Origin of the sequence: Helicobacter pylori, assembly GCF_003636935.1 — a bacterium.
Classification (GTDB): Bacteria; Campylobacterota; Campylobacteria; order Campylobacterales; family Helicobacteraceae; genus Helicobacter; species Helicobacter pylori_CH.
The window spans coordinates 41,181-63,606 of record NZ_MVVH01000008.1; the positions used below are offsets into that span (position 1 = coordinate 41,181).

The 22,426-nt window shown below is 35.2% G+C and carries 12 protein-coding genes and 1 pseudogene; all 13 read left to right on the forward strand.

Annotated elements, in window-relative coordinates:
• Positions 1-5 precede the first annotated feature (5 nt).
• Entirely contained in the window at positions 6-242 is a 237-nt protein-coding gene (locus EAL87_RS05815) for a hypothetical protein (protein WP_097690922.1), read from the forward strand.
• Positions 242-2,818, forward strand: coding sequence for a VirB4 family type IV secretion/conjugal transfer ATPase (locus EAL87_RS05820; RefSeq protein WP_120913634.1), 2,577 nt, complete (start codon positions 242-244; stop codon positions 2,816-2,818). The genes EAL87_RS05815 and EAL87_RS05820 overlap by 1 nt, the downstream gene beginning before the upstream one ends.
• Entirely contained in the window at positions 2,815-2,955 is a 141-nt protein-coding gene (locus tag EAL87_RS08255) for a hypothetical protein (protein ID WP_000789929.1), read from the forward strand. The genes EAL87_RS05820 and EAL87_RS08255 overlap by 4 nt, the downstream gene beginning before the upstream one ends.
• Complete coding sequence (locus EAL87_RS05830; RefSeq protein WP_120913636.1) at positions 2,948-4,084, forward strand: VirB8/TrbF family protein; 1,137 nt, start codon at positions 2,948-2,950, stop codon at positions 4,082-4,084. The genes EAL87_RS08255 and EAL87_RS05830 overlap by 8 nt, the downstream gene beginning before the upstream one ends.
• Positions 4,081-5,721 (forward strand): TrbG/VirB9 family P-type conjugative transfer protein, encoded by a 1,641-nt coding sequence (locus tag EAL87_RS05835; protein ID WP_120913638.1) that lies wholly within the window; start codon positions 4,081-4,083, stop codon positions 5,719-5,721. Before EAL87_RS05830 ends, EAL87_RS05835 begins: the two co-directional genes overlap by 4 nt.
• Positions 5,718-6,926, forward strand: coding sequence for a DNA type IV secretion system protein ComB10 (locus EAL87_RS05840; RefSeq protein ID WP_000814188.1), 1,209 nt, complete (start codon positions 5,718-5,720; stop codon positions 6,924-6,926). Before EAL87_RS05835 ends, EAL87_RS05840 begins: the two co-directional genes overlap by 4 nt.
• A complete protein-coding gene (locus EAL87_RS05845) occupies positions 6,910-9,150 on the forward strand; it encodes an autotransporter outer membrane beta-barrel domain-containing protein (protein WP_120913641.1) in 2,241 nt (746 codons plus the stop codon). Before EAL87_RS05840 ends, EAL87_RS05845 begins: the two co-directional genes overlap by 17 nt.
• 12 nt (positions 9,151-9,162) lie before the next feature.
• Positions 9,163-10,126: pseudogene (locus EAL87_RS05850) on the forward strand (hypothetical protein).
• A gap of 16 nt (positions 10,127-10,142) precedes the next feature.
• Complete coding sequence (locus tag EAL87_RS05855) at positions 10,143-10,418, forward strand: hypothetical protein (RefSeq protein ID WP_001278752.1); 276 nt, start codon at positions 10,143-10,145, stop codon at positions 10,416-10,418.
• A gap of 4 nt (positions 10,419-10,422) precedes the next feature.
• The gene (locus EAL87_RS05860) at positions 10,423-11,367 is read left to right on the forward strand and encodes a CpaF/VirB11 family protein (protein WP_000362459.1); all 945 of its coding nucleotides are present in this window, start codon (positions 10,423-10,425) and stop codon (positions 11,365-11,367) included.
• Entirely contained in the window at positions 11,364-11,882 is a 519-nt protein-coding gene (locus EAL87_RS05865) for a replication regulatory RepB family protein (RefSeq protein WP_100973850.1), read from the forward strand. Before EAL87_RS05860 ends, EAL87_RS05865 begins: the two co-directional genes overlap by 4 nt.
• Positions 11,879-14,122, forward strand: a complete 2,244-nt coding sequence (locus tag EAL87_RS05870) for a type IV secretory system conjugative DNA transfer family protein (RefSeq protein ID WP_120913643.1) — start codon at positions 11,879-11,881, stop codon at positions 14,120-14,122. The genes EAL87_RS05865 and EAL87_RS05870 overlap by 4 nt, the downstream gene beginning before the upstream one ends.
• 19 nt (positions 14,123-14,141) lie before the next feature.
• On the forward strand, positions 14,142-22,426 hold an 8,285-nt coding region (locus EAL87_RS05875), incomplete at its 3' end, for an SNF2-related protein (protein ID WP_120913645.1).

Here is a 22,426-nt window from a genome sequence, read left to right on the forward strand (position 1 = left end):
AAAATATGCAAAAAGAAGTCTTAGTAGAAAAACCTAATCCATTAACCATTTCTTACAACTTAGAACAAGCTATCTCTAGCTTAAAATCAAGTGTGAATGCGTTAATGAAAAAAGAAGCTTATTTAGATGCCTATATTCTTGTTACTAATATTAGAAATATTGTAGATGAGTTGCATAAAGAAGTTGTTTTAGCTAATCAAAGCAATAAAAACACCCCTAAAAGAAAAAGAAAGTCTTCTTAATGTTAGAAAGCGCCCTTAAATATTGCAAGGAAAAAGCCATAGACCTTTTAGCAGGGTTTGTGCCAAAAACCTATTCTATGGCACAGGAGTGCAATATTTTAGGTTTGTATGATGATACTTTCATTATTACCAAACAAGAAAATCTAGTAGGCATTATATCCTTACAAGGACTAAGCTATTCTAATTTAATGCAAAAAGACTTAGAGGGCTATTTTGATACTAGACAAAATGTTCTCAACACCATTAGTAAAGATATTCAATTAAGAATTGTGGCTAAAAGGCGTAAGGAATTTATCAATCAAAGTCCAAATATTGACAATATTTATGCCAAAGCTATTATCACACAATTTGAAAGCAAGGAAATCTATAAAACAGAGTATTTTTTAGTGTTTGAAACTATCACTTCTAATGTCAAGTCTTTCTTTGAAAAAAAGAAATTGGAAATGACTACTTCAATTAATGAAGAGTTAGAAGAAAGCTCTAAAGAAGATAAACAAGAGAATGAAAATAGCTCCAATGAAACTCATTCAAACACAAGCTCTAAAAAAGACAAGAAAAACAAGTTCAAAAAAAAGATAACCTTTAGCGCCACAAGTAAAAGAGCCTTACTCATTCAAACCATAGAAAGAGTAAAAAACGCTCTTAAAGAATTTAAACCCACTTTACTAAATTCTAAAGAAGTATTAAATTTCTACGCAGAATACATCAATGGCAAATACATCGCCTTTAATCCTAAATTAAAGCGATTAAGCGATAGCTATATTGCATCTAATGTGCATTTTAAGAAAGATTACTTTGTCATTGAATTTCAAAATCAAAACACCTTTTGTGCGTGTGTGGGGATTAAGGCTTATGAGAGCGAAGAAATTTCTTCGCTCCCTATATCTACTCTTTTACACACCCAAATTGAACTAGATTTAATCTTTCATATCCGCTCTTTAGGGCAATTTGAAAGCCTGAATTTTTTAAAAACTAAGAAAAAGCTCACGCTTTCTAAAATAGTAAAAGCTGATATTGATAATTATATAGAATTAGTGCAAGCCAATCGTTTGAGCATGCAAGAGTGTGCTTTAAACTTAGTTATAAGGGCTAAAAGTAAAGCTAAATTAGACAAGTCTTTAAAAGAGATTTTATCCTTGCTTAATAATGCTGGACTAGGCAGTGTTACAGAAACTATAGGGCTAAAACCATCTTATTTTTCATTCTTCCCAAATAACGCCAATATCAACCCTAGAATGAGACATCAAACTTCCCAAGTCATAGCATCTTTGATTTTGTTTGAGAAAAATAATACAGGTTTTAGAGCAAATTCTTGGGGGGATATGCCCTTATCTGTGTTTAAGAACCTAGACCATAGCCCTTATTTGTTTAATTTTCATAATCAAGAAGTCAAACATAAGGGCGTGTTAGCCCATAATGTCGCACGAGTAGTGGGACATACCATGATTATAGGAGCAACAGGTGCTGGTAAAACCACACTCATTAGCTATTTGATGATGAGTGCCTTAAAATATTCTAACATTGATATTTTAGCTCTTGATAGACTAAATGGGTTGTATTCCTTTACCAAGTATTTTGATGGGATTTATAATCAAGGCGAAAACTTTCATATTAACCCTTTTTCATTAGAAGATAGCGCAACTAATAGAGCCTTTTTATTGCATTTTTATGCCCAAATGGCAAAAGTGGATAGTTATGATGACCATAAGGATAAAGTAGAAGATAGAACAGCCCTTTTAAATGCTATTGATACGATGTATAGAAATTATAACGATGAAGTCAAACAAGCCAAATTTAGCAACCAAGAATTACCCCTTCCTTTTGATTTAAAAGAGTTTATCAATGCCATTGTTAAAACCAATACAGACATTTTAGATAGTAGTTTTGAAGACTATTTAAAATCTTCCTTATTTTCTAGCCGAATGGATAGTCTAGATTTTAAAACTCGTATTAGCACCATAAATACCGATAGCATTTTACATAATGATGATGACGCTGGGCTTTTAGCCTACTATGTCTTTCATAAGATGATTGACAGAGCCTTAAAAATCAATCGTGGGTTTTTATGTTTTATTGATGAGTTTAAGTCTTACGCTCAAAATGAAATGATGAATAAAAAAATCAATGAAATCATTACTCAAGCTAGAAAGGCTAATGGGGTGATTGTTCTAGCCTTACAAGACATTAACCAACTAAGCGAAGTGAGAAACGCTCAAAGCTTTATAAAAAATATGGGGCAATTGATTTTGTATCCCCAAAGAAATATTGATACCAAAGATTTAAACGATAAATTTGGCATTAGACTAAGCGATACAGAAAAACATTTTTTAGAAAACACCGCCGTTAATGAATACAAAGTCTTACTCAAAAACATGAATGATGGCTCATCTAACATTATAGATGTGAGCCTAAGTTCTTTGGGTAATTACCTACAAATCTTTAGCTCTAATTCTAACATGGTAGAACACATTGATAATCTCATTAAGCATTACCCTAAAACTTGGCGAGAAGTCTTTGTGAGTAACAAACACGAAAATTTTGATGACAAAAAACACTTAGAAAAGGTGCTTAAATGAAAAACATCATGCGTTTAGTTTTTGTGATAGTGGCTATGTTTCTATGTGCATGCTCATATAAATTCATAGAAATGAAAAAATCCCCTTGTGCGTTAAAGGACTTAAACAACTCTTTTTTAAGGGGGACACATGTCTAATTTGCAAGAACTTAGAGAGCATTTAAAAGAATTAGAAAATTCCTTTGAAATAGGCTCTTTTACTAAAGAAAATATTAAAGAATACGCTAAATGCTTTTTTATGAGTTTAAGCATGTTTTTAGAAGAACAAGAAAAAAACCAACAAGAAGAGTTTTTAGAACAAGATACCAAAGAAAATCAAGAAGAGCTCATTAAAAGCATTCAAACAAGCATTGCTAAAAACCAAGAGTTAGAAAAAATCTCTTTTGAAAAATGGGAGAATAAAATTCAAGAAAGGGTTTTGCCTAAGTTAAAACGCATTGTTACGCATAAGTTGCAAGAAAGTATCACATCTAGCATAAACACGCAATTAGAGAGTTTTAAAAAAGATGAGTTAGATTCATCTAGCGTGTTTGAAATCCAAAGAAAGAACACTCAAATAGCGTATAGATTAGCTATAGGGGGGCTTATAGGTATCATTGCTTTAAGTATAGCCATTTTTATTATGATGCCCTTAAAAGAAAACACGCCTTATTTTATAGACTTTGCTAATAGCGATAAGCATTTTGCTGTGGTGCAAAGAGCGGATACCAAAGTAGATTATGGCGAGGCATTTTTAAGAAATCTAGTCGGCTCTTACATTACAGCTAGAGAAACTATCAATCATATTGATGACAAAATCCGCTTGAATGAAACCATAAGAGAGCAAAGCTCTGAAGAAGTGTGGAAAACTTTAGAGCAGTTAGTATCAGGCAAGGGCAGTATCTATTCTAACTCTAATATGGATAGAGAAATTAAAATCATCAATATTTCTATCTATAAGCAAGGCAAACAACAAAATATCGCTGTAGCAGATATTGTAGCTAAGGTCTTTGATAAAGGCTATTTAATCTCTGAAAAACGCTACAGAGTATCTTTAATCTATCACTTCAAACACCTTATTCAATTTGATTATAGTTCTATGCCTAAAAACCCTACAGGCTTTATCGTAGATAAATATTCCTTGAGTGAAATCGCAAGCATTAAAGCCCTAGATAAGACTTATAAAAAAGTGGAAAGACCCCATTCTAAAATTGAATACAAAAAACAAAATCCAACTAACCCCCAAAACAACCCAGCTAATATGCCTAATAATAAGGAAGAACAATGATTAGGGCATTTAGGGGAATTAGTTTTACTTTATCGCTCTTAGCTCCCTTATTAGCAGAAAATAACATTCAAAATTATAATGAGCCTATGGATTATTCAAAAGGCGATGTTTCCTTACAACCCTTTAATAACCAGACTAACCAAGAAACACAACCTAGCACTAACTACAACACACAGCCTAATTCTATGCAAACACCTATGCCAAATCAAAACCCTTATTCACAACCCACTACACCTATACAAAATAACCAACCAAATAACACACAAACTCAAACAATGCTAAATAACGCCAAGCAATTCACTAATAACGCTCTTAATAACACCAAGCAAACTATCACTAACGCCACTAATTATGTTAATGATAAACTCACCCCAAAACCTAATGATGTACCTATTAGTGCGTTTAGTGCTAATAGCCCTTATGCAAATAAAGAAAACTCCAAACAAACTCAAAAGAGCGATGAAGTTTTAAGCGATGATAATAGCGATGAAGATAATTCTTTAAAACCTATGACAAACTTCAATGCCATCCAAGCCAATTTTTTTGCTAAAAATCGCTCTATCAAAGATAACGCCCACTTTATCCACTACACCATAGGCGATACTTTCAATATTCGCCTAAGATATGCTATGACAACCACTTTTATTTTTGATGAGCCAATCGCACAAGTGGTTCTAGGCGATGATATAGGCTTTTCTACTAAAATGCTTGGCGAAGATAAAGAGCATTTAATTTCTAATATCTTACTCATTAAGCCCTTGCAAATTGGCGTAGATAGCAATTTAACTATCATTGGAAAAAGCGGTAAGGTCTATAGCTTTTATATGTTTTCAACCACATATACTAGCTCTAAAAACCCAGCCTTAATAGTGTATATTTCTTCTAAAGAGTATTTTAAAAATTTCACTACCACTAAGAAAGAAATCAACAAAGAAAATAAACCCACTCATAGCACCCAAAACAAAGACATTAAAACAAGCCATAATGTCCCTAAAAAGATAACTAAAAAATCACCAAATATTAAAGAGCAAAACCCACTTACAAAATCTAAAAACACTACTACCACTAAAATAGCGTTAGCAAATGCTCCCATTTCTTTAAATCGTTTCAAATCCCCTAGCTATCCACCTAGTAACGCTTTAGCTAATTCTAGAAAGGCTTCAGAAAATTTTAAAGTGATTAGCAATCAAACTAAAACTTTCAAAGAGCATAGACACAGCCAAGATGAAATGAAATATGTGGATTACTCCGCCAAAATCAAAGATGATGGCAAATTCATTAAAATTGGGGACAATGTCAATCACATCTATATCAACAAGAAAAAAATGGAATATGGCTATGTCATTATAGACAAGAAAAAACGCAAATGGTATTGCTTATGGATGTGCAAAAAGGTTGTCAAATCCAAATACAAAGATGATTTACCCACTCAAATCTTTAATGATGAGCAATTTACCTATTTTAAATTTAACCGCTCTAATGCTAGAAGTAAATTCCCTGTAGTTTATAAAGTTAATCCTGTTAATAGCAGAGTAGTAGGCGATTACTTAATCGCTGAAGATGTCTCAAATCAATGGAATTTAAAGCTTGGTAAAGCCTATCTTTGTATAGAAAAGATAGCAAAGAGGGCAAAATGAAACAATCCTTGCTTAAAAAGATAGGCTTAGGTGTTGGGGGCTTTGTTGTTTTAATGGCATTAGGATTGCTTGCTAATAAAGGCTCAAACAATAACAATAAAGAAGAAATCTTTCAAGTAAGTGAGAGTAAATTCCCTTTAAGTGATTATTTCTTTGAAGAAGTCAAAGAAGAGCCAAAAGAAAAAGCCAAAGAAACACCAGAAGTAACTACCCAAGAGCCTACAACACAAACTAGCCCCAATCCTAGTGTTTCAGCTAATCCTAACATTAAAGATTATAGTCATCTTAACAACAATCTTAATCAGCAAAATAATACTATCACGCATTTACAACAAGTTTTACAAAGCCCCTCTAAAATAAAGCCTAAACCAAAGCATACTAAAGAGCAATTAGAATTTTTAAACACACGCCTTAAACCTTTAGAACCAACTAAACCAGCCACTAAGCCTGAGACGGAATACGGCGTGGATAGTTTTACTAATTTAAAATATAAAGACATCGGCACTAATGAGCATAAGCTTTTAAGAACCATAACCGCTGATAGAATGATACCAGCCTTTTTAATCACGCCTATTAGCTCTCAAATTGCTGGAAAAGTAACCGCCCAAGTAGAGAGCGATATATTTGCTTCTATGGGTAGAGCGGTGCTAATTCCTAAAGGCTCTAAGGTTATAGGCTATTACAATAATAACAATCAAATTGGACAATACCGCCTTAACATTGCTTGGACTAGAATTATCACGCCTCAAGGCATAAACATCATGCTCACTAACGCAAGGGGGGCTGATGTGAAGGGTTATAATGGCTTAGTAGGCAAATACATTAGCCGAAACTTTCAACGCTATGGTATCCCCTTACTCACCAACACGCTCTCTAATGGTCTTTTAATAGGAATTACTTCAGCCTTAGCTAATAGGCAAAATAGAAAGGGTGATGGCAACCCTTTTTTTGGGGATTACTTGCTTATGCAACTCACTAGAAATACAGGCATGGGCATCAATCAAGTTATCAATCAAATGCTAAGGCAATATGGAGCGCAAAACCCCATTATCATCATTAGAGAGGGGAGCAGAGTGTTTATTAGCCCTAATTTAGACATCTTTATCCCTAAACCAAAAGATGGGGAGGTTTTAGCGGAGTTCTTTAAAGAGAAAAAACCCCCAATCAAAACAAAAGAGGAAATTAACAATGAAGAAGAAATCTAATGTGTTTAAAATTTTAATGAGTTTATGTGTAGCACTTTCAAATAGCCATGCTCTTGTCATTCAGACTATGCAAGATTGGAATTTAAGAAAAAATAGCGAATTTAAGGCTTTAGTTGTTGTGGGTAATAAGGTGCAAGAAAATACCATTGCTATGGGTAATTACAAGGTTTCTAAAAAAAGAGCTAATCTTTCTATTAGTGTAACTCATATTAAAAAGGGCAATGATTATAAGACCTTACAAAGCCCCCCAAACGCCATTAAAGAAATTAAAAGCAAACTGGTTCTTAAAAAAGGCACAAGGATTGTCTTAGGCGGTGAAAACGATAGTGAGATGTCTAATGCCATAGGGGTGAGTAAAAGTGCGTATGTCTCTAGTAAAAATGGCAAAGGTTTTAGTGGGAGTGGGGCAAGTGGCATGGGATATGCAAGTGGTTATGGAGGCACAAGCAATAACACTGGCTCTAATGGCACAAGTGCAAATGGAGTAAATGGCACTTCTGGTAATAATGGGGCTAAAGGGGAAAATGGAAGTAGTGGAGCAAATGGAGCTAATGGCACAAGTGGTTATCAAGGCGTAGGCTCTAACCCATTCCCCCCAATTGCTGGGAGTGGAAATGGCTCTAGTGGGAGTTCTAATAGTGGCTATACCCCCTTTATAAGTGGAGGCGGAGGTATAGGAGGCATGGGAGGGGGCTTTATTCCTTTCCCTTATTCCCCCGGACTTCAAAATGGTAGTGGTGCTAATGGAATTAATGGCACTAATGGAATTGATGGCACAAGCGGAGCTAATGGGAGTAATAGTGCTAATGGAGGCACTGCTAGTGCAGATAGCCATTATACCAATGAATTTTGCACCGCTCCTATTAGAAATGGCAATACGATGAATATAGACATTGTGGATAGAAATGGCTCTTGCTTTAAAATGCAAGCTTTTAGAAATGACAATGTCTGTCAATACAACTACGACTTTGAAAATATGAAAGCCATTAAGCAAACACAATTTTATTTTATCAACAGAGAAAACAAAAGTATTAACATTGGGGGTTGTGTGGATTTATATGGGGAGCAATTTGAATTTCCTATGTATGAAGATGCCAATAAATGCAAGCTAGATACCACCACTAATAAAGGCTATGGAAGTGGCATGGCAAGTTTTTTTCAAACAGAAATTTTATTTCGTGGGCTTGATAACTTAATCCATGTAGCTAAACCTTGCACTGATTTTGCAAATGTGCAAGAACAATTAGTTAAATACGATAATGACCCAAGCACTCGCACTGTTCAAAGAGTGATTAATCAATACTATATTAACCCCATTACTAAAGAAAAAGTCTTTATCAGTCATAATGTGGTTAGTCCTTTAAAATTTAGCTACCAAACTTATGCGTGCGGTAAATGGCAGTTTGATAACGCTAAATTAGAGGCTTATCGCCCCACTCAAATTCGTATCTTTGATACGGTGTCTAACCAATACTACAATGTAACAGGCTGTGATTACACTTCTGATATGGGTAAAGTGCCTAAAATTATCCAACCTTATACCAAAATCAATGTAGAAAGTAGCGTTAAAGGCGAAGATGTAGGCGATTTAGACACTATTAGTGGCTCAAATTATGATTTGCCACAATATACCACTTTTGAAATTCAAGAAATGTCTTTAAATAGCAGTCAATGGATAACCACTTCTTATTGTGATGATGGATGGGGGTCTTGGACTAAAACACACAGCTATACAGGCTATTCTCAAGGTAATTTACGCACCCTAGCTAAGTGGGTTACACGATATCAGACTATCAATCAAGGCACTACGATTGGATATATCCGACCTAGAAATGAGGGCGATAGTGATGCTGTGTATGACACCTATAAGTATTACTATGTCTCACAAGCTCAAAAAACACTCAAACGCTTTCCATCCACTATCTATGTGAATACCCCTAATTTAAGCGATGAGTATCGCAAAAATTTTGAACTCACTGTATTAAGCCAAAAGCTTAATCTCAATAATGGTGTTAAACAACTCATTAACACACAAGAATTTACCAATTGGCAAGCGACTTATTATCGCCCTAATGGGAATGGCAATCTTTGTATGAGTTATAACTTTAGCTCTGGAAATGCTTGGAAATCTAACACTAAGGGTAAATATTGCTCATGGGCGCAGACGCCTAATGCTAATTACTCATGCGCTTCGCACAACAATTGGGTTGTCCCAAACAATTAAGAAAGGAAAAAAATGAACACTAATTTAAAGAAAGCCTTGTTTTTAACTACTCTTGGTTATTTGCAAGCTAATGAGGGCTTTTTAGCCATTATGCCTGATGAAAATAAACAAGAAGACATTTCTCAAGAACAGAAATTAGAACACAAAATGGAGCAAAAAATTGCTCCACAAAATACCCTTAAAAAGCAACAATCAGATCCTTTACAAAGTGCTGAGTTGTTACAAAGTCAAGCTAAAAGAGAAGTTAAAGAGCAAAAAAAAGTCTCAAAAACACCTAGTAGCTATGCAAACTAAAAATGGCTTTTTCTTAGGCTCAGAAATTGCTATTACAGGCACAAGTTTAAAACAAAGTTTAAGCTTTATTTCTAATGCTACAAATGATTTACTCACTTATAGCAAGACTTCTAAAAACGCTAATTTTAATATGGGACTATTAATAGGTTATCAGCATTATTTTGGAGCTAGTAAAAGGCATGGGATTAAAATCTCAAGCCATTTGTATGGAGGCACACCTAGTGATGTAAGCACAGACATAAAAATTTACAAATCTAAAGTTAGCGCTAATTACACGCCTTTAAATTTTGGCATAGATGTGAAGTATTTGTTTGATTTTTTAAATGTCATTAAAAAGAACCGCCATACACTAGGATTAAGTGTGGGCTTTGGCTGGCGTATGCAATATTATTTTGCAAAAATAGACCCCATAAAAACCAGCCATAGTGAGTTTATCACTAATAAACCTAAAGATATTTTTAATCATGGTTTTTATCCCACTATTGGACTACATTATTACTTAAACCATCATCAATTTGAAGTGAATTATCGCTTTGGAGGAGCAATTAACTATCAGTCAGTTGTGCCTAGCAAAATTGTCGTTCAAAATGGGAATTTTAAGGGCGAGGTCTTGTTTTCTAATTTTCTTACCAAAGCGACTAATTCTAGCTACATAGCGTTCAACTACGCTTATTTATTTTAATTTTAAGGAGCCAATGATGTCAGATGAAATCACGCAAGAAAACGAGTTAGAAATTAACTCCAATAATCAAAACCAAGAGCCAAAGGAAGTAGAAAAAATGCCATTGAATAATATTCAAAAAGCTAAGGAATTAAAAAACAACGCCAATTTAATTGTTCGACGCACTGATGAGTTAGATAAGGCTATCAATAAGCGTGAAAGCTTGCAAAGAGAGTTTGAAAGACGCATTAAGCACTTGGATAACAAGATTGAAACGCTTAGTAACAATATTGAAGAATTAAAAAGAAAGTAATTCTATGGACTTAGACAAACTCAAAGATTATAGGGCTTTAAGAAACGCTATTTTAAGGCTATTGCCTTATTTAGATAGCGGTATTACAGAGCTAATTATGAATAAAGAAAAAGAAATTTGGCTCTATAAGCTTAATGGAGTAAGAGAAAAAGTCTTTGATGAAAATTTAGACAAAGCCTTTATTCTGGGGTTTGGGGAACAATTAGCGAGTTTTAGAGATTTGTTTTTTAATGCTAATTACCCCACCCTTAATACTTCCATTCCTACTTCTAGATACAGAGTGAGCATGAACCACTTTGCTATTAGTGCGGATAATGAATTGAGTTTGAATATTAGAGTGCCAAGTGATAAAAAGTTTGATTTAAAAGCTTTCAAGCTTTCTAGTATCTGTCAATACGATTATGAGTATTTACAAAACTTAATGATTGAGGGCAAAAACTTACTCATTAGTGGAGGCACAGGCAGTGGAAAAACGAGTTTTTTAAACGCTCTAATTGAGTTTATCCCCAAACACACACGAATAGTAAGCGTTGAAGATAGCGAAGAATTAGATTTAAGAGCGTTTGAAAATCATAAATCCTTGTTAGTGGATAAAACTGAAAGCTCTAAATTTACCTATGAAAACGCCTTGAATATGGCAATGAGAATGTCTCCTGATAGGCTTATGGTAGGCGAGATTGACACACGAAATTCCATGCTCTTTTTAAGATTTGGAAACACTGGGCATAAAGGCATGGTTTCTACTTTACATGCAGATAGTGTGCATGGGGTTATAGAGGCGATTGCTTTAAATTTACAAATGAATAAAAGTGGTTTAGATGTCAATGTAGCAAAAAAATTCTTTAAAAGCAGTGTGGATATTGTCGTTCAAATTGTATTAGATAAAGCCACTAACACTAGATACATTCAAGAAATCTTACCAGCAAAAGATTTAAGAGATAGCCTATGAAAAAATATCAAAACAAACGAAAGCTGGGTAAGCGTATCAATTGCTTTATTTCAAATGAGTGTAAAGATATTTTAGAAAACTATTTAAAGGTCAAAAAGATTAGTGTTACGCAGTGTGTAGAAAATCTTGTATTAGGGCTAGACCCTAGCAAAGAAACGCTAAAAACAAAAGAATTTTATGAAAGCTTGTTTAAAGTCATTAGTATCAATCAGCATGTCTATAGAGAACTCATTGCTAATAGTAATAATCTCAATCAATTAACTAAAAACACTAACATTGCCATTAAGTATAACAAACCCTTTTATTTGCAGAATTTAGCATTCTTAGAAGAGATTTTTAAGGTTATGGATACACTTAATAAAAATGTAGAAGAGTGTAAAAAAATCTCTTTGGAATTACTACTTCAAATTTACAAAGAACAAAAAAGACAAACAGAATTTAACGCCATTTCAAAAATTCTCAACGCTCTTAATGAAAAACAATCTACTACTGAGCCAAAAAAGGACAACGCATGAAAATGCAATTTGTGAAGGCTTTTTGCGTGCTTTTCAGCATTTTACTTATCCCCTTATTTTTTATCTTGGCAAATTATTACACTTTTGATGCCTTAAAGTCGTTGAGACAGGCTTATTTCTTTTCTCAAAGCGTGTTTGTAGGGCTTTATCATGGGGCAAGCATCTTTGATTTAAAATTTGAAGTCTATCTTACTATGCTAATCTCTTTAATGCCCTTTGTGGCTACGATTTATATCAATTTCCCAAAAACCACAGAAACTTCGCATGGCTATGCGAGATGGGCTAATGTTAAAGATATAGAATGCTTTAAAATTTTTAGCAAAGAGGGCTTTTGTAAAGTGGTGCATAGATTAGGGGTGCAATTTGATAATGGCTTTATTCTAGGTAAATTTGGTTTTCCAAAGCTTAGAAATGTGTGCTATGACAAGCCTTTAGGAGCGATGATTGTTGCACCCCCTGGTGCTGGAAAAACTGCATGTGTGGCTTTGCCAAATTTATTGACTTTGCCTAATAGCTGTATTATCACTGATATTAAAGGCGAACTAAGAGATAAGACCGCAGGTTATAGACAAAAATTCTTAAATAATAGAATTTTAATTTTTAATCCTTATGGTGATGATAACACTTGCTATTTCAATCCTTTTGATAAAAGGATTGTTGAAAAGATGACCTTTGCGGAGCAATTAAGGCATGTTAAAGCAGTAGGCGATGGTATTTTTGTAGATGAAGAAGACCATTGGGTATCTAAAGCTAAAGAGCTTTTTGTCTTTTTTGCTCTTTTACAAGTAGTAACCAAAGGGCATAGCTCTTTTTATGATGTCTCTATCGCACCAGCTAATGATTATGCCCCCTTAATACACCCTAAAAGCCCTTATTACAAGCAACTTTACCAACACGATAAAAAGACAGGCGAAGTTATCTTAGACCCACAAACTAACGCCCCTATGAAAAATCCCCAAGCTAATGTTTTAAAACTCTTTTTAAATCAAGTGGCTGACCAAAAATACATAGATATGAATGATGAAAAAAACTATGACCCAAGAGAACCTGAACCCCCTTATGGAACAAAAGGGGCGTTAGATGAGATTATAAGGACAGATGCTAGGAGTTGGGCAAACACTCCTGATGATGAATTTGGGAGCATTATGTCTTCTTTTAAGCGTTTTATGTATGTCTATAAAGACCCAAAAGTGCGTGAAGCTACTTCTAAAATGAGCTTTGATTATGAAGAATTAAGAACGGGCAATATCAGTATTTACATTGTAATCGCTCAAATTGATATAGGCACACTTTCTTCTTTAGTAAGAGCCTTTTTAGAGAGCATTGCTAAAAACCTTATGGTCAAAGAAAGCTCTAAACCTGAAGAGCGTATTTTTATCATTGCTGATGAATTTGTTAGATTTGGTAAGTTGCCTTTCTTGTTAGAAATGCCAGCACTTTGTCGCTCTTATAATGTTGTCCCCTTATTCATCACGCAAGATTATGCGATGATTAGAAAATACTATAGCGATGATGATTTGAAAATCTTAAAAGGCGTGGTGCATTATAACATTGTCTTTAAGATGAATAGTGCTGAAGATGCTGAGATTGTCTCTAAGGAAGTGGGCGAATTTACAAGACAATCTAAAAATTATTCTACCGAAAAAGGTCAATTGGTCTTTGGAGGTAGCTCTTCTTATAGCCATGAGGGTAGAAACTTACTCACAGCCCAAGATATTATGAATATCAATTCAGATGAAGTCATTGTTATTGTTACAGGGGCTAAAGCTACCCCCTTAAAACTCAAAGCTAATTATTGGTTCAAAGATAAAGAGCTTTTAAAAAGAGCTAATTTGCCTATTGATTTAGAAGTAGAGAGACAAAGAGTTGAAGAGCCTATACAACCCACTACAGAGATTGAAACAACCCCTAATCAAAACAAAGCTGACTTAGAACCAAGTAATAAGGGGGAAAAAGTAGAGAATGAGAGCAATGAGAGAAACACTAACGAGAATAATTCCACTACACCACAAGAGTTTGAAAATTCAAACTTAAAAGAAAGCGAGAAAGACAATGAAAGTCCCATTACCTTAGAAAATGCTAATGAAAATATAGAGCAAGGAAATCACAATGAAATTGATGAGATTTTAAAAAAGCCACTGAGTGAAATCAGTATGGAAGAGAAAAGAGCCTTGTTTAAGAAAATGCAACAAGGCAATGAAGAAAGCGAACAAGAAGTTACACAAAGCACCCAAAGTTAAATTTTAAAAGGAGCAACAAATGGCTTACAAACCTAACAAAAAGAAGTTAAAAGAATTAAGAGAGCAACCCAACTTATTCAGTATCTTAGATAATGGCAATATTACAACAAACAACCCTACTAAAGAATCAGACAAGATCAATGAAATACAAGATCCACTCCCTTATGTCGTGAAAACGCAAATCAATAAAGCAAGCATGATTTCTAGAAATCCTATTGAATGGGCGAGGTATTTAAGTTTTGAAAAACGAGTATATAAGGATAATAGTAAAGAAGATGTCAATTTCTTTGCTAATGGTGGGATAAAAGAAAGTTCTCGTGTTTATGAAGCGAATAAGGAAGGGTTTGAAAGGCGCATCACTAAAAGATACGATCTGATTGATACTATAAACAACAAAGAGTTTTTTCCAAGAGAAATTGAAATTCTAACCCACACAAACAGCTTAGAAGAATTGAAAGAGCAAGGTTTAGAAATCCAATTGACCCACCATAATGAAACGCATAAGAAAACCTTAGAAAATGGCAATGAAATCGTTAAAGAATACGACTACCTTAAAGATATTTACCAAGAAGTAGAAAGAACACAAGATGGTAAACTAATAAGAGAAATAATCCCCAGTATTTCTAGCGCTGAGTATTTTAAGCTCTATGACAAACTGCCTTTTGAATCAATAAACAATGAAAATACCAAATTGAACACCAACGCCAATGAAGAAGTTAAAAAACTAGAATTTGAATTAGCCAAAGAAGCGCATGCTTTAATCCTAGAGCAACAATTGCTTTCAGCAACAGATTATTATCCTTGGATAGACAAAGATGATAATGCGAATTTTGCTTGGAAAATGCATAGGCTTATCAATGAAAATAAACTCAAAGAAAACCATCTCAGCGCAGATAACGCTAATAAGATTAAACAATTTTTCTTTAATAATGGTTTTATTTTAGGCTGGACTAAAGAAGAGATAAGCGCTATGCAAGAAAACAGAGATTACTCTTTAAAAAGCGCTCTTTTAAGTTTAGAAGAAATCGCTCAAGCAAAAATTGAATTGCAAAAATACTATGAAAGCGTTTATCTTAATGGCGATGGGAATCAAAGAGAAATCAAGCCTTTTAAAGAAATCTTAAGAGACATCAACAATTTTGAAAAAGCTTATCAACAGCGTTATAACAAATTGGTAAACTTGAATGCAGCAATCATTCAAGCTAAAGAGAGCAGTAATGAGCGGCAAAATTCTAACGCAAATAACAATAACACTATTAAAAATACAATAGAGACTAATACTTCTAACAATATTATTAAAAATAATGATAATAATCATCCAAATTTAAGCATGGCTGATTTAGAATTAGAGCAACAAAATTCAGGAGAACCAAATGGAAAAGAAAGAACAAATCGCGCAGATGAGCCGAGCAGAGCTAGAGCAGGAATTCCGCAAGAAATTCACCGCAGAAGCGAACATAGAAGACAGCAAGAGGGAGTGGAGCGATCGAGTGATGGAGAACTTTCACACCAAGACCCTAGTTTATTTATTGAGCCTAGAGAGCAGGGAGGAACAAGAGGAATTTATAGATCTAGCGACCAACAGGCAGTTTCAGAAAAACCCCATAGAGAGCGAGATAGAATACATGAACATGTATCTAGAGGAGATGGAGTATCAGCAAGAGCGGATGCAAGAGCAAATAGCAATGGAGCATCAAGTCCAGCAAGCCGAATGGAAAATGGAGCAAGAAGCGAAGAAAAGGGGGATAATCCCAGCGATGAGAGAGGAATATCACTCCCACCGCAAACCCGATCTCATCAACAAAATAGCTCCAGAGATTTGGGGCTTTCTCTCTCTAGAGAACAGCCAGGACAGACTGGACGCTTACGCCTTTTTGATCATGGACAGATGGGCTCATTATTTCCCACAGACCATGAAAACCAAAGATCACAGAACGATAATGAGCTTGATAAAAGCAGTGATAGAGCAAACGAAAATGGAGACAAAAGCCCTAGACAGAATGGGAGCGCAAATCAAAAGGGCGCAAGGGGTGAGCGACATGGAATTGCTCCAGGAAGCTCAAATCAATCAGTATTATTACCTGCTCAAAGCCGATTACATCATGCAGGACTCAGCGCACCAAATGGACTTAGAGACCTTGAAGAAAACAGGGATCAAGAGGGAAGACTTCTATCAAATTTAGATAATTTAGAAAGCTTGCTTAACGCTATTAGAAACAACACCATAGCGAGTGAGCCTGACTTTAGATCCAGGCTCTTAGAAGCTATTTACCACAACGAGCCTTTAAAGGATAGTATTGTGGGGGCACAACTCCTTAAAGACCCTACGACTAAAATCTTTTATGACAAATTCCAATTAAAAATCAGCCCTAAAAAAGTCTTAGAGATTTTAGAAAATCGCATTCAAAAATCCATTGAAACAACAAATGAAGCCTTAAACGCATTCAACGCGCTAGATAGTCAAGCCATGGATAAAAACGCTATCTCTAATAGCGTAGGATTAAATCCCACACAAGAGAGCAAAATAACAGATAATAGCGTAGAGTTGAATAACGCGCAAGAACAAACCGCGCAAGAGCGAGACACTCAAGAAACCGCGCAAACCGCGCTAAAACAAGAAACACAAGAGCGAGAAACACCAGAGCAAGAAACACCAACCACGCCAACCATCGCCCTTAACCCTAAAATAGATTTTAAACCGAGCGAAGAAGTTTTAATTAAAGGGGCTAAAACCCGCTATAAGGCTAACATTAAAGCCATTAGGCTTTTAAAAGAACTGCAAGCCAAACAAGAGATCTTAAAAGATCATTATTACGCCACTTTAGAAGAGCAAGAAATCCTAGCGCAATTTAGCGGATGGGGCGGGTTAGACAGCTACTTTAAAAAGGATCAACACCCTGAAGAATTTAAAGAATTAAACGCCTTGCTCACTAAAGATGAATTCAGAAGAGCTTATTTGAGCGCAAGAGACGCTTACTACACCCCTAAATTGGTTATTGATAGCATTTATCAGGCTTTAGATCAATTAGGGTTTAATAACGACAACCATCAAAAAGAAATCTTTGAACCCAGTTTAGGCACAGGCAAATTCATCGCTCATGCGCCAAGCGATAAGAATTACCGCTTTATCGGCACAGAATTAGATCCTATTAGCGCTAGTATTTCTCAATTCCTTTACCCTAATCAAGTCATCCAAAACACCGCTTTAGAAAACCACCATTTTTATCAAGAATACGATGCGTTTGTGGGCAATCCTCCTTATGGCAATCATAAAATCTATAGCTCTAATGACAAAGAATTGAGTAACGAGAGCGTTCATAATTACTTTTTGGGGAAAGCGATTAAGGAATTGAAAGATGATGGCATAGGGGCGTTTGTGGTGAGTTCTTGGTTTATGGATGCTAAAAACCCTAAAATGAGAGAACACATCGCAAAAAACGCCACTTTTTTAGGAGCGGTAAGATTGCCTAATAGCGTGTTTAAAGGCACAGGAGCAGAAGTAACTAGCGACATCGTGTTTTTTAAAAAAGGCGTTGAAAAAGCAACCCATCAAAGCTTCACTAAAGCTATGCCTTATTATGACAAGATCATTGATAGCTTGGATGATGACACCCTTTTTGCCTTACAAAACAACCGCTTTGATAGTTTTATCCCTAGCGATCAACTTAAGATTGTCAATGCGATTGCAAACCATTTTGGTTTCAAACAAGAAAAATTGCAACGCTGGTATGAAAAAATAGACACCGCTAACTTTGGTTACAGCGAACAAGACTATAAAATCATCAAAGACTTCATGGATAAAGTTGGCGAGAATAATATCCATCTCAACGAACAAACCCTAAATGAATACTTTATCAACCACCCTGAAAACATTCTAGGGCATTTGAGTTTGGAAAAAACCCGCTATAGCTCTGAAATCAATGGCGAACAAATTTATAAATACGAGTTGCAAGCCTTAGAAGATAAAAGCTTAGATTTATCCCAAGCGCTTCAACAAGCGATAGAAAAATTGCCTAAAGATGTCTATCAATACCATAAGACTACCCTTAAAACAGACGCTCTTATTATTGATCCAAGTAACGAACGCTATCAAGAAGTTCAAAAACTTATCAAAAATTTAGAAAGGGGGGAATTAGTCAAGTGGGATAATCTTTATTTCCAGCTAGAACAAAATAATAAAATGGGCATCTTTTTAAAACCCACTAAAATCAACTCTAAAGCCCAAGATTCACGACTAAAAGCCTATTTTAAAATTAAAGACGCTTTGAATGATTTAACGAGCGCGGAATTAAACCCCTTAAGCTCTGATTTAGAGCTAGAAAACAAGAGGGCTAAACTCAATCTTGTTTATGATGAATTTGTCAAGAAATTTGGCTATCTCAATGAAAACAAAAATCGTAAGGACATCAAACAAGATTTGTATGGCGCTAAAGTCTTAGGATTAGAAAAAGACTTTGAAAAAGAAATCACCCCTAGAAGCGCTAAAATGCAAAACATAGAGTCAAGGCAAGCTCAAGTCAAAAAAGCTCAAATCTTTTTTGAAAGGACTTTAAACCCTAAAAAAGAACTCATCATCACTAACGCTAAAGAGGCATTAATCGCAAGCATCAATCAAAAAGGGTGTTTGGATTTGCATTTCATTAGGGATCATTTCACAACCCAAAGCTTAGAAACCACGATTAAAGAACTTTTAGAGCAAAAACTGATTTATAAAGACCACAAGGATAATGGCGGCTATATTTTAGCGAACGATTATTTGAGCGGCAATGTGAAAAGAAAACTCAAAGAAGTTAAAGAAGCCATCAATCAAGGCGTGGAAGACTTAGAGATTAATTTGAAAGATTTGGAGCTGATTATCCCTAAAGATTTGAAAGCCACTGAAATCATGGCTAATATCAACAGCCCTTGGATACCCACTCAGTATTTAGAAGAGTTTTTAATGGAATTGAGCGCTAACCATTATGAAAAGCAATACGGCGATAAAATGACAGATTACCAACTAAGCAATCTCAAAGAAGACATCAAAGTAGAACACCCAAACGGCGCTTATGAAGTTTCTATTAGAAACAATGAATTAAACGAGCTTTATGGCATCAGGCATAAAGACAGAGCGCATTCTTATAAAGCGCCTTTTGAAAGTCTTTTAAACAAAGTCTTAAACAACAAGGATTTGAGCGTTAAATACGCCCAAGTTGATCCTAATGACCCTAAAAAAGAAATCTTTATCACTGATGAAGAGCAAAGCAATCTCGCCAGACAAAAAGCAGAAGAATTGAAAGAAGCTTTTAAAGATTGGATTTATAAGGATTATACAAGAAGAACCCATTTGGAGCAAATCTATAATGACACTTTCAATAACTCCGTTTTAAAAACCTATGATGGCTCGCAATTAGAACTAGAGGGCTTTAATCAGTATATCAGCTTGCGACCCCACCAAAAGAACGCTATTTTTAGAGCGATCCAAGACAGAGCGGTGTGTTTAGACCATCAGGTTGGAGCAGGCAAGACTTTGTGCGCTATAGCCAGTTGCATGGAACAAAAACGCATGGGATTAGTGAATAAAACCCTCATTGCCGTGCCTAACCATTTGACCAAGCAATGGGGCGATGAATTTTACAAGGCTTACCCTAACGCTAATGTGTTGGTTGTTGATAGCAAGGACATCAATGAAAAAGAAAGAGAACTTTTATTTAATCAAATCGCTAACAACAATTATGATGCTGTGATTATCGCTCATACCCATTTGGAATTGTTGTCTAACCCTAGAGAAATCATAGAAGAATTGAAAGAAGAAGAGCTATTGAATGCTGAAAAAAACTTTGAAAGGCAAGAACTGGCTTATAAAACTAACCCCAGAGAAAATAAAAAACCCAATGAAAGAGCCTTTAAAAACAAGTTAGATAAAATCCGCGCTAAATACGATGCGATTTTAGAAAAACAAGGCTCTCATATTGATATTAGTCAAATGGGGATTGACAATTTGATTGTGGATGAAGCCCACTTATTCAAAAATCTAGCCTTTGAAACTTCTATGGAAAAAATTGCAGGGCTTGGTAACCAACAAGGCTCTAATCGCGCTAGAGATTTGTTTATTAAAACGCGCTACTTGCACCAAAACGATAAGAAAATCATGTTTTTAACCGGCACGCCTATAGCTAATTCCTTAAGTGAAATGTATCACTTGCAACGCTATTTAACCCCTGAAGTGTTAAAAGAAAGAGGGTTAGAATTCTTTGATGATTGGGCTAAGACTTATGGGGAAGTGGTGAATGATTTTGAATTAGACACTTCCGCTCAAAGTTATAAAATGGTTAATCGCTTTTCTAAATTTAGCGATGTGCAAGGCTTAAGCACCATGTATAGAGCCTTTGCGGATATTGTCTCTAATGATGACATTTTAAAGCATAACCCTCACTTTGTGCCTAAAGTGTATGGGGATAAACCTATCAATGTGGTGGTGAAAAGAAGCGAAGAAGTGGCTCAATTCATTGGCGTGGCGGATGAAAATGGCAAATATAATGAAGGCTCTATCATTGACAGGATGCAAAAATGCGAGGGCAAGAAAAATAAAAAAGGGCAAGACAATATCCTTTCTTGCACCACAGACGCTAGAAAAGTGGCTTTGGATTACCGCTTGATTGACCCTAACGCTAAAGTAGAAAAAGAATTTTCTAAAAGCTATGCTATGGCAGAAAATATCTATGAGAATTATTTAGAAACTAATGCCACTAAAGGCACACAACTTGGTTTCATAGGACTATCCACGCCCAAAACCCATAGCCAAAAAGTGAGTTTAGAAGTGTTAGATAACGCTCATGAGATAGAAAACAAAAATCCCCTAGATGAAGCTCAAGAGCTTTTAGAGAGCTTGTCTAGCTATGATGAAAAGGGCAATCTCATCGCTCCTAGCAAGAAAGAATTAGAGAACGAACTCAAAGAGAAAAAGGCTAAAAGCGTCAATTTAGATGAAGAGCTAGCTAAAGGCTGTAAGTTTGATGTTTATAGCGATGTTTTAAGGCATTTAGTCCAAATGGGTATCCCACAAAATGAAATCGCTTTCATCCATGACGCTAAAACCGAAGAGCAAAAGCAGGATTTGTTTAAAAAGCTCAATCGTGGCAAAGTCAGGGTCTTATTGGGCAGTCCTGCTAAAATGGGCGTAGGCACTAATGTGCAAGAAAGATTAGTCGCTATGCATGAATTAGATTGCCCATGGAGGCCTGATGAATTGTTGCAAATGGAGGGGCGTGGGATAAGACAAGGCAATATTTTGCACCAAAACGATCCTGAAAATTTTAGAATGAAAATCTATCGCTACGCCACTGAAAAAACTTATGATAGCCGTATGTGGCAAATCATAGAGACTAAATCTAAAGGCATAGAGCAATTTAGAAACGCGCACAAATTAGGCTTGAATGAATTAGAAGACTTTAATATGGGGAGTTCTAATGCGAGCGAGATGAAAGCAGAAGCCACAGGCAATCCCTTGATTATTGAAGAAGTCAAATTGAGGGCTGAAATCAAAAACGAAGAAGCAAAATACAAAGCTTTCAATAAAGAAAATTATTTCAATGAAGAGAATTTGAAAAACAACGCTTCTCAATGGGATTATCTCAAACAGGAATTGAAAGATTTAGAAACGCTTCAAAGCTCTGTAATGATCCCCACTCACACAGAGATCAAGCTTTATGATTTGAAAAATGAAGAGAGTAAGGATTATGAGCTTATCAAAGTTAAAGAAGTAGAGCCTTTAAAAGAAAACGCCTCTATGAGTGAAGAATTAGCGCACAAGAAACTCAAAGAACAAAACAAGCAAATAGCCGAACAAAATAAAGAAAAACTAGACGCTATTAAAAAGCAATTTGCAAGCAATTTGAACGACTTGTTTTTCAATGAAGAAAGAGATTGTAAGTTTTTAGAATACAAGGGCTTTGTGGTGAATGCTTATAAAACTAAGTATCAAGTGGAGTTTAGTTTAAGCCCTAAAGACAATCCCAATATTGCCTATAGCCCTAGCAATATGGTTTATAAAAACGATACGGGAAACATGTTTATCTCTTATAATTTCTGCGGTGAGATCAAATTTGATGGGTTTTTAAAGAGACTGGATAACGCTATCACTAAACTCCCTGAAAAAATCAAGGAATTAGAAAACTCCATTGAAACCACTAAAGAAAATATCGCTAAATACACCAGATTAGTGGAGCAAAAACCTCCTTACCCACGACTAGAATACCTGCAAGCTTTAAAATTGGATCATAAAATTCTAATAGATGATTTAGCTAAAATGAGCAAAGACAGAGA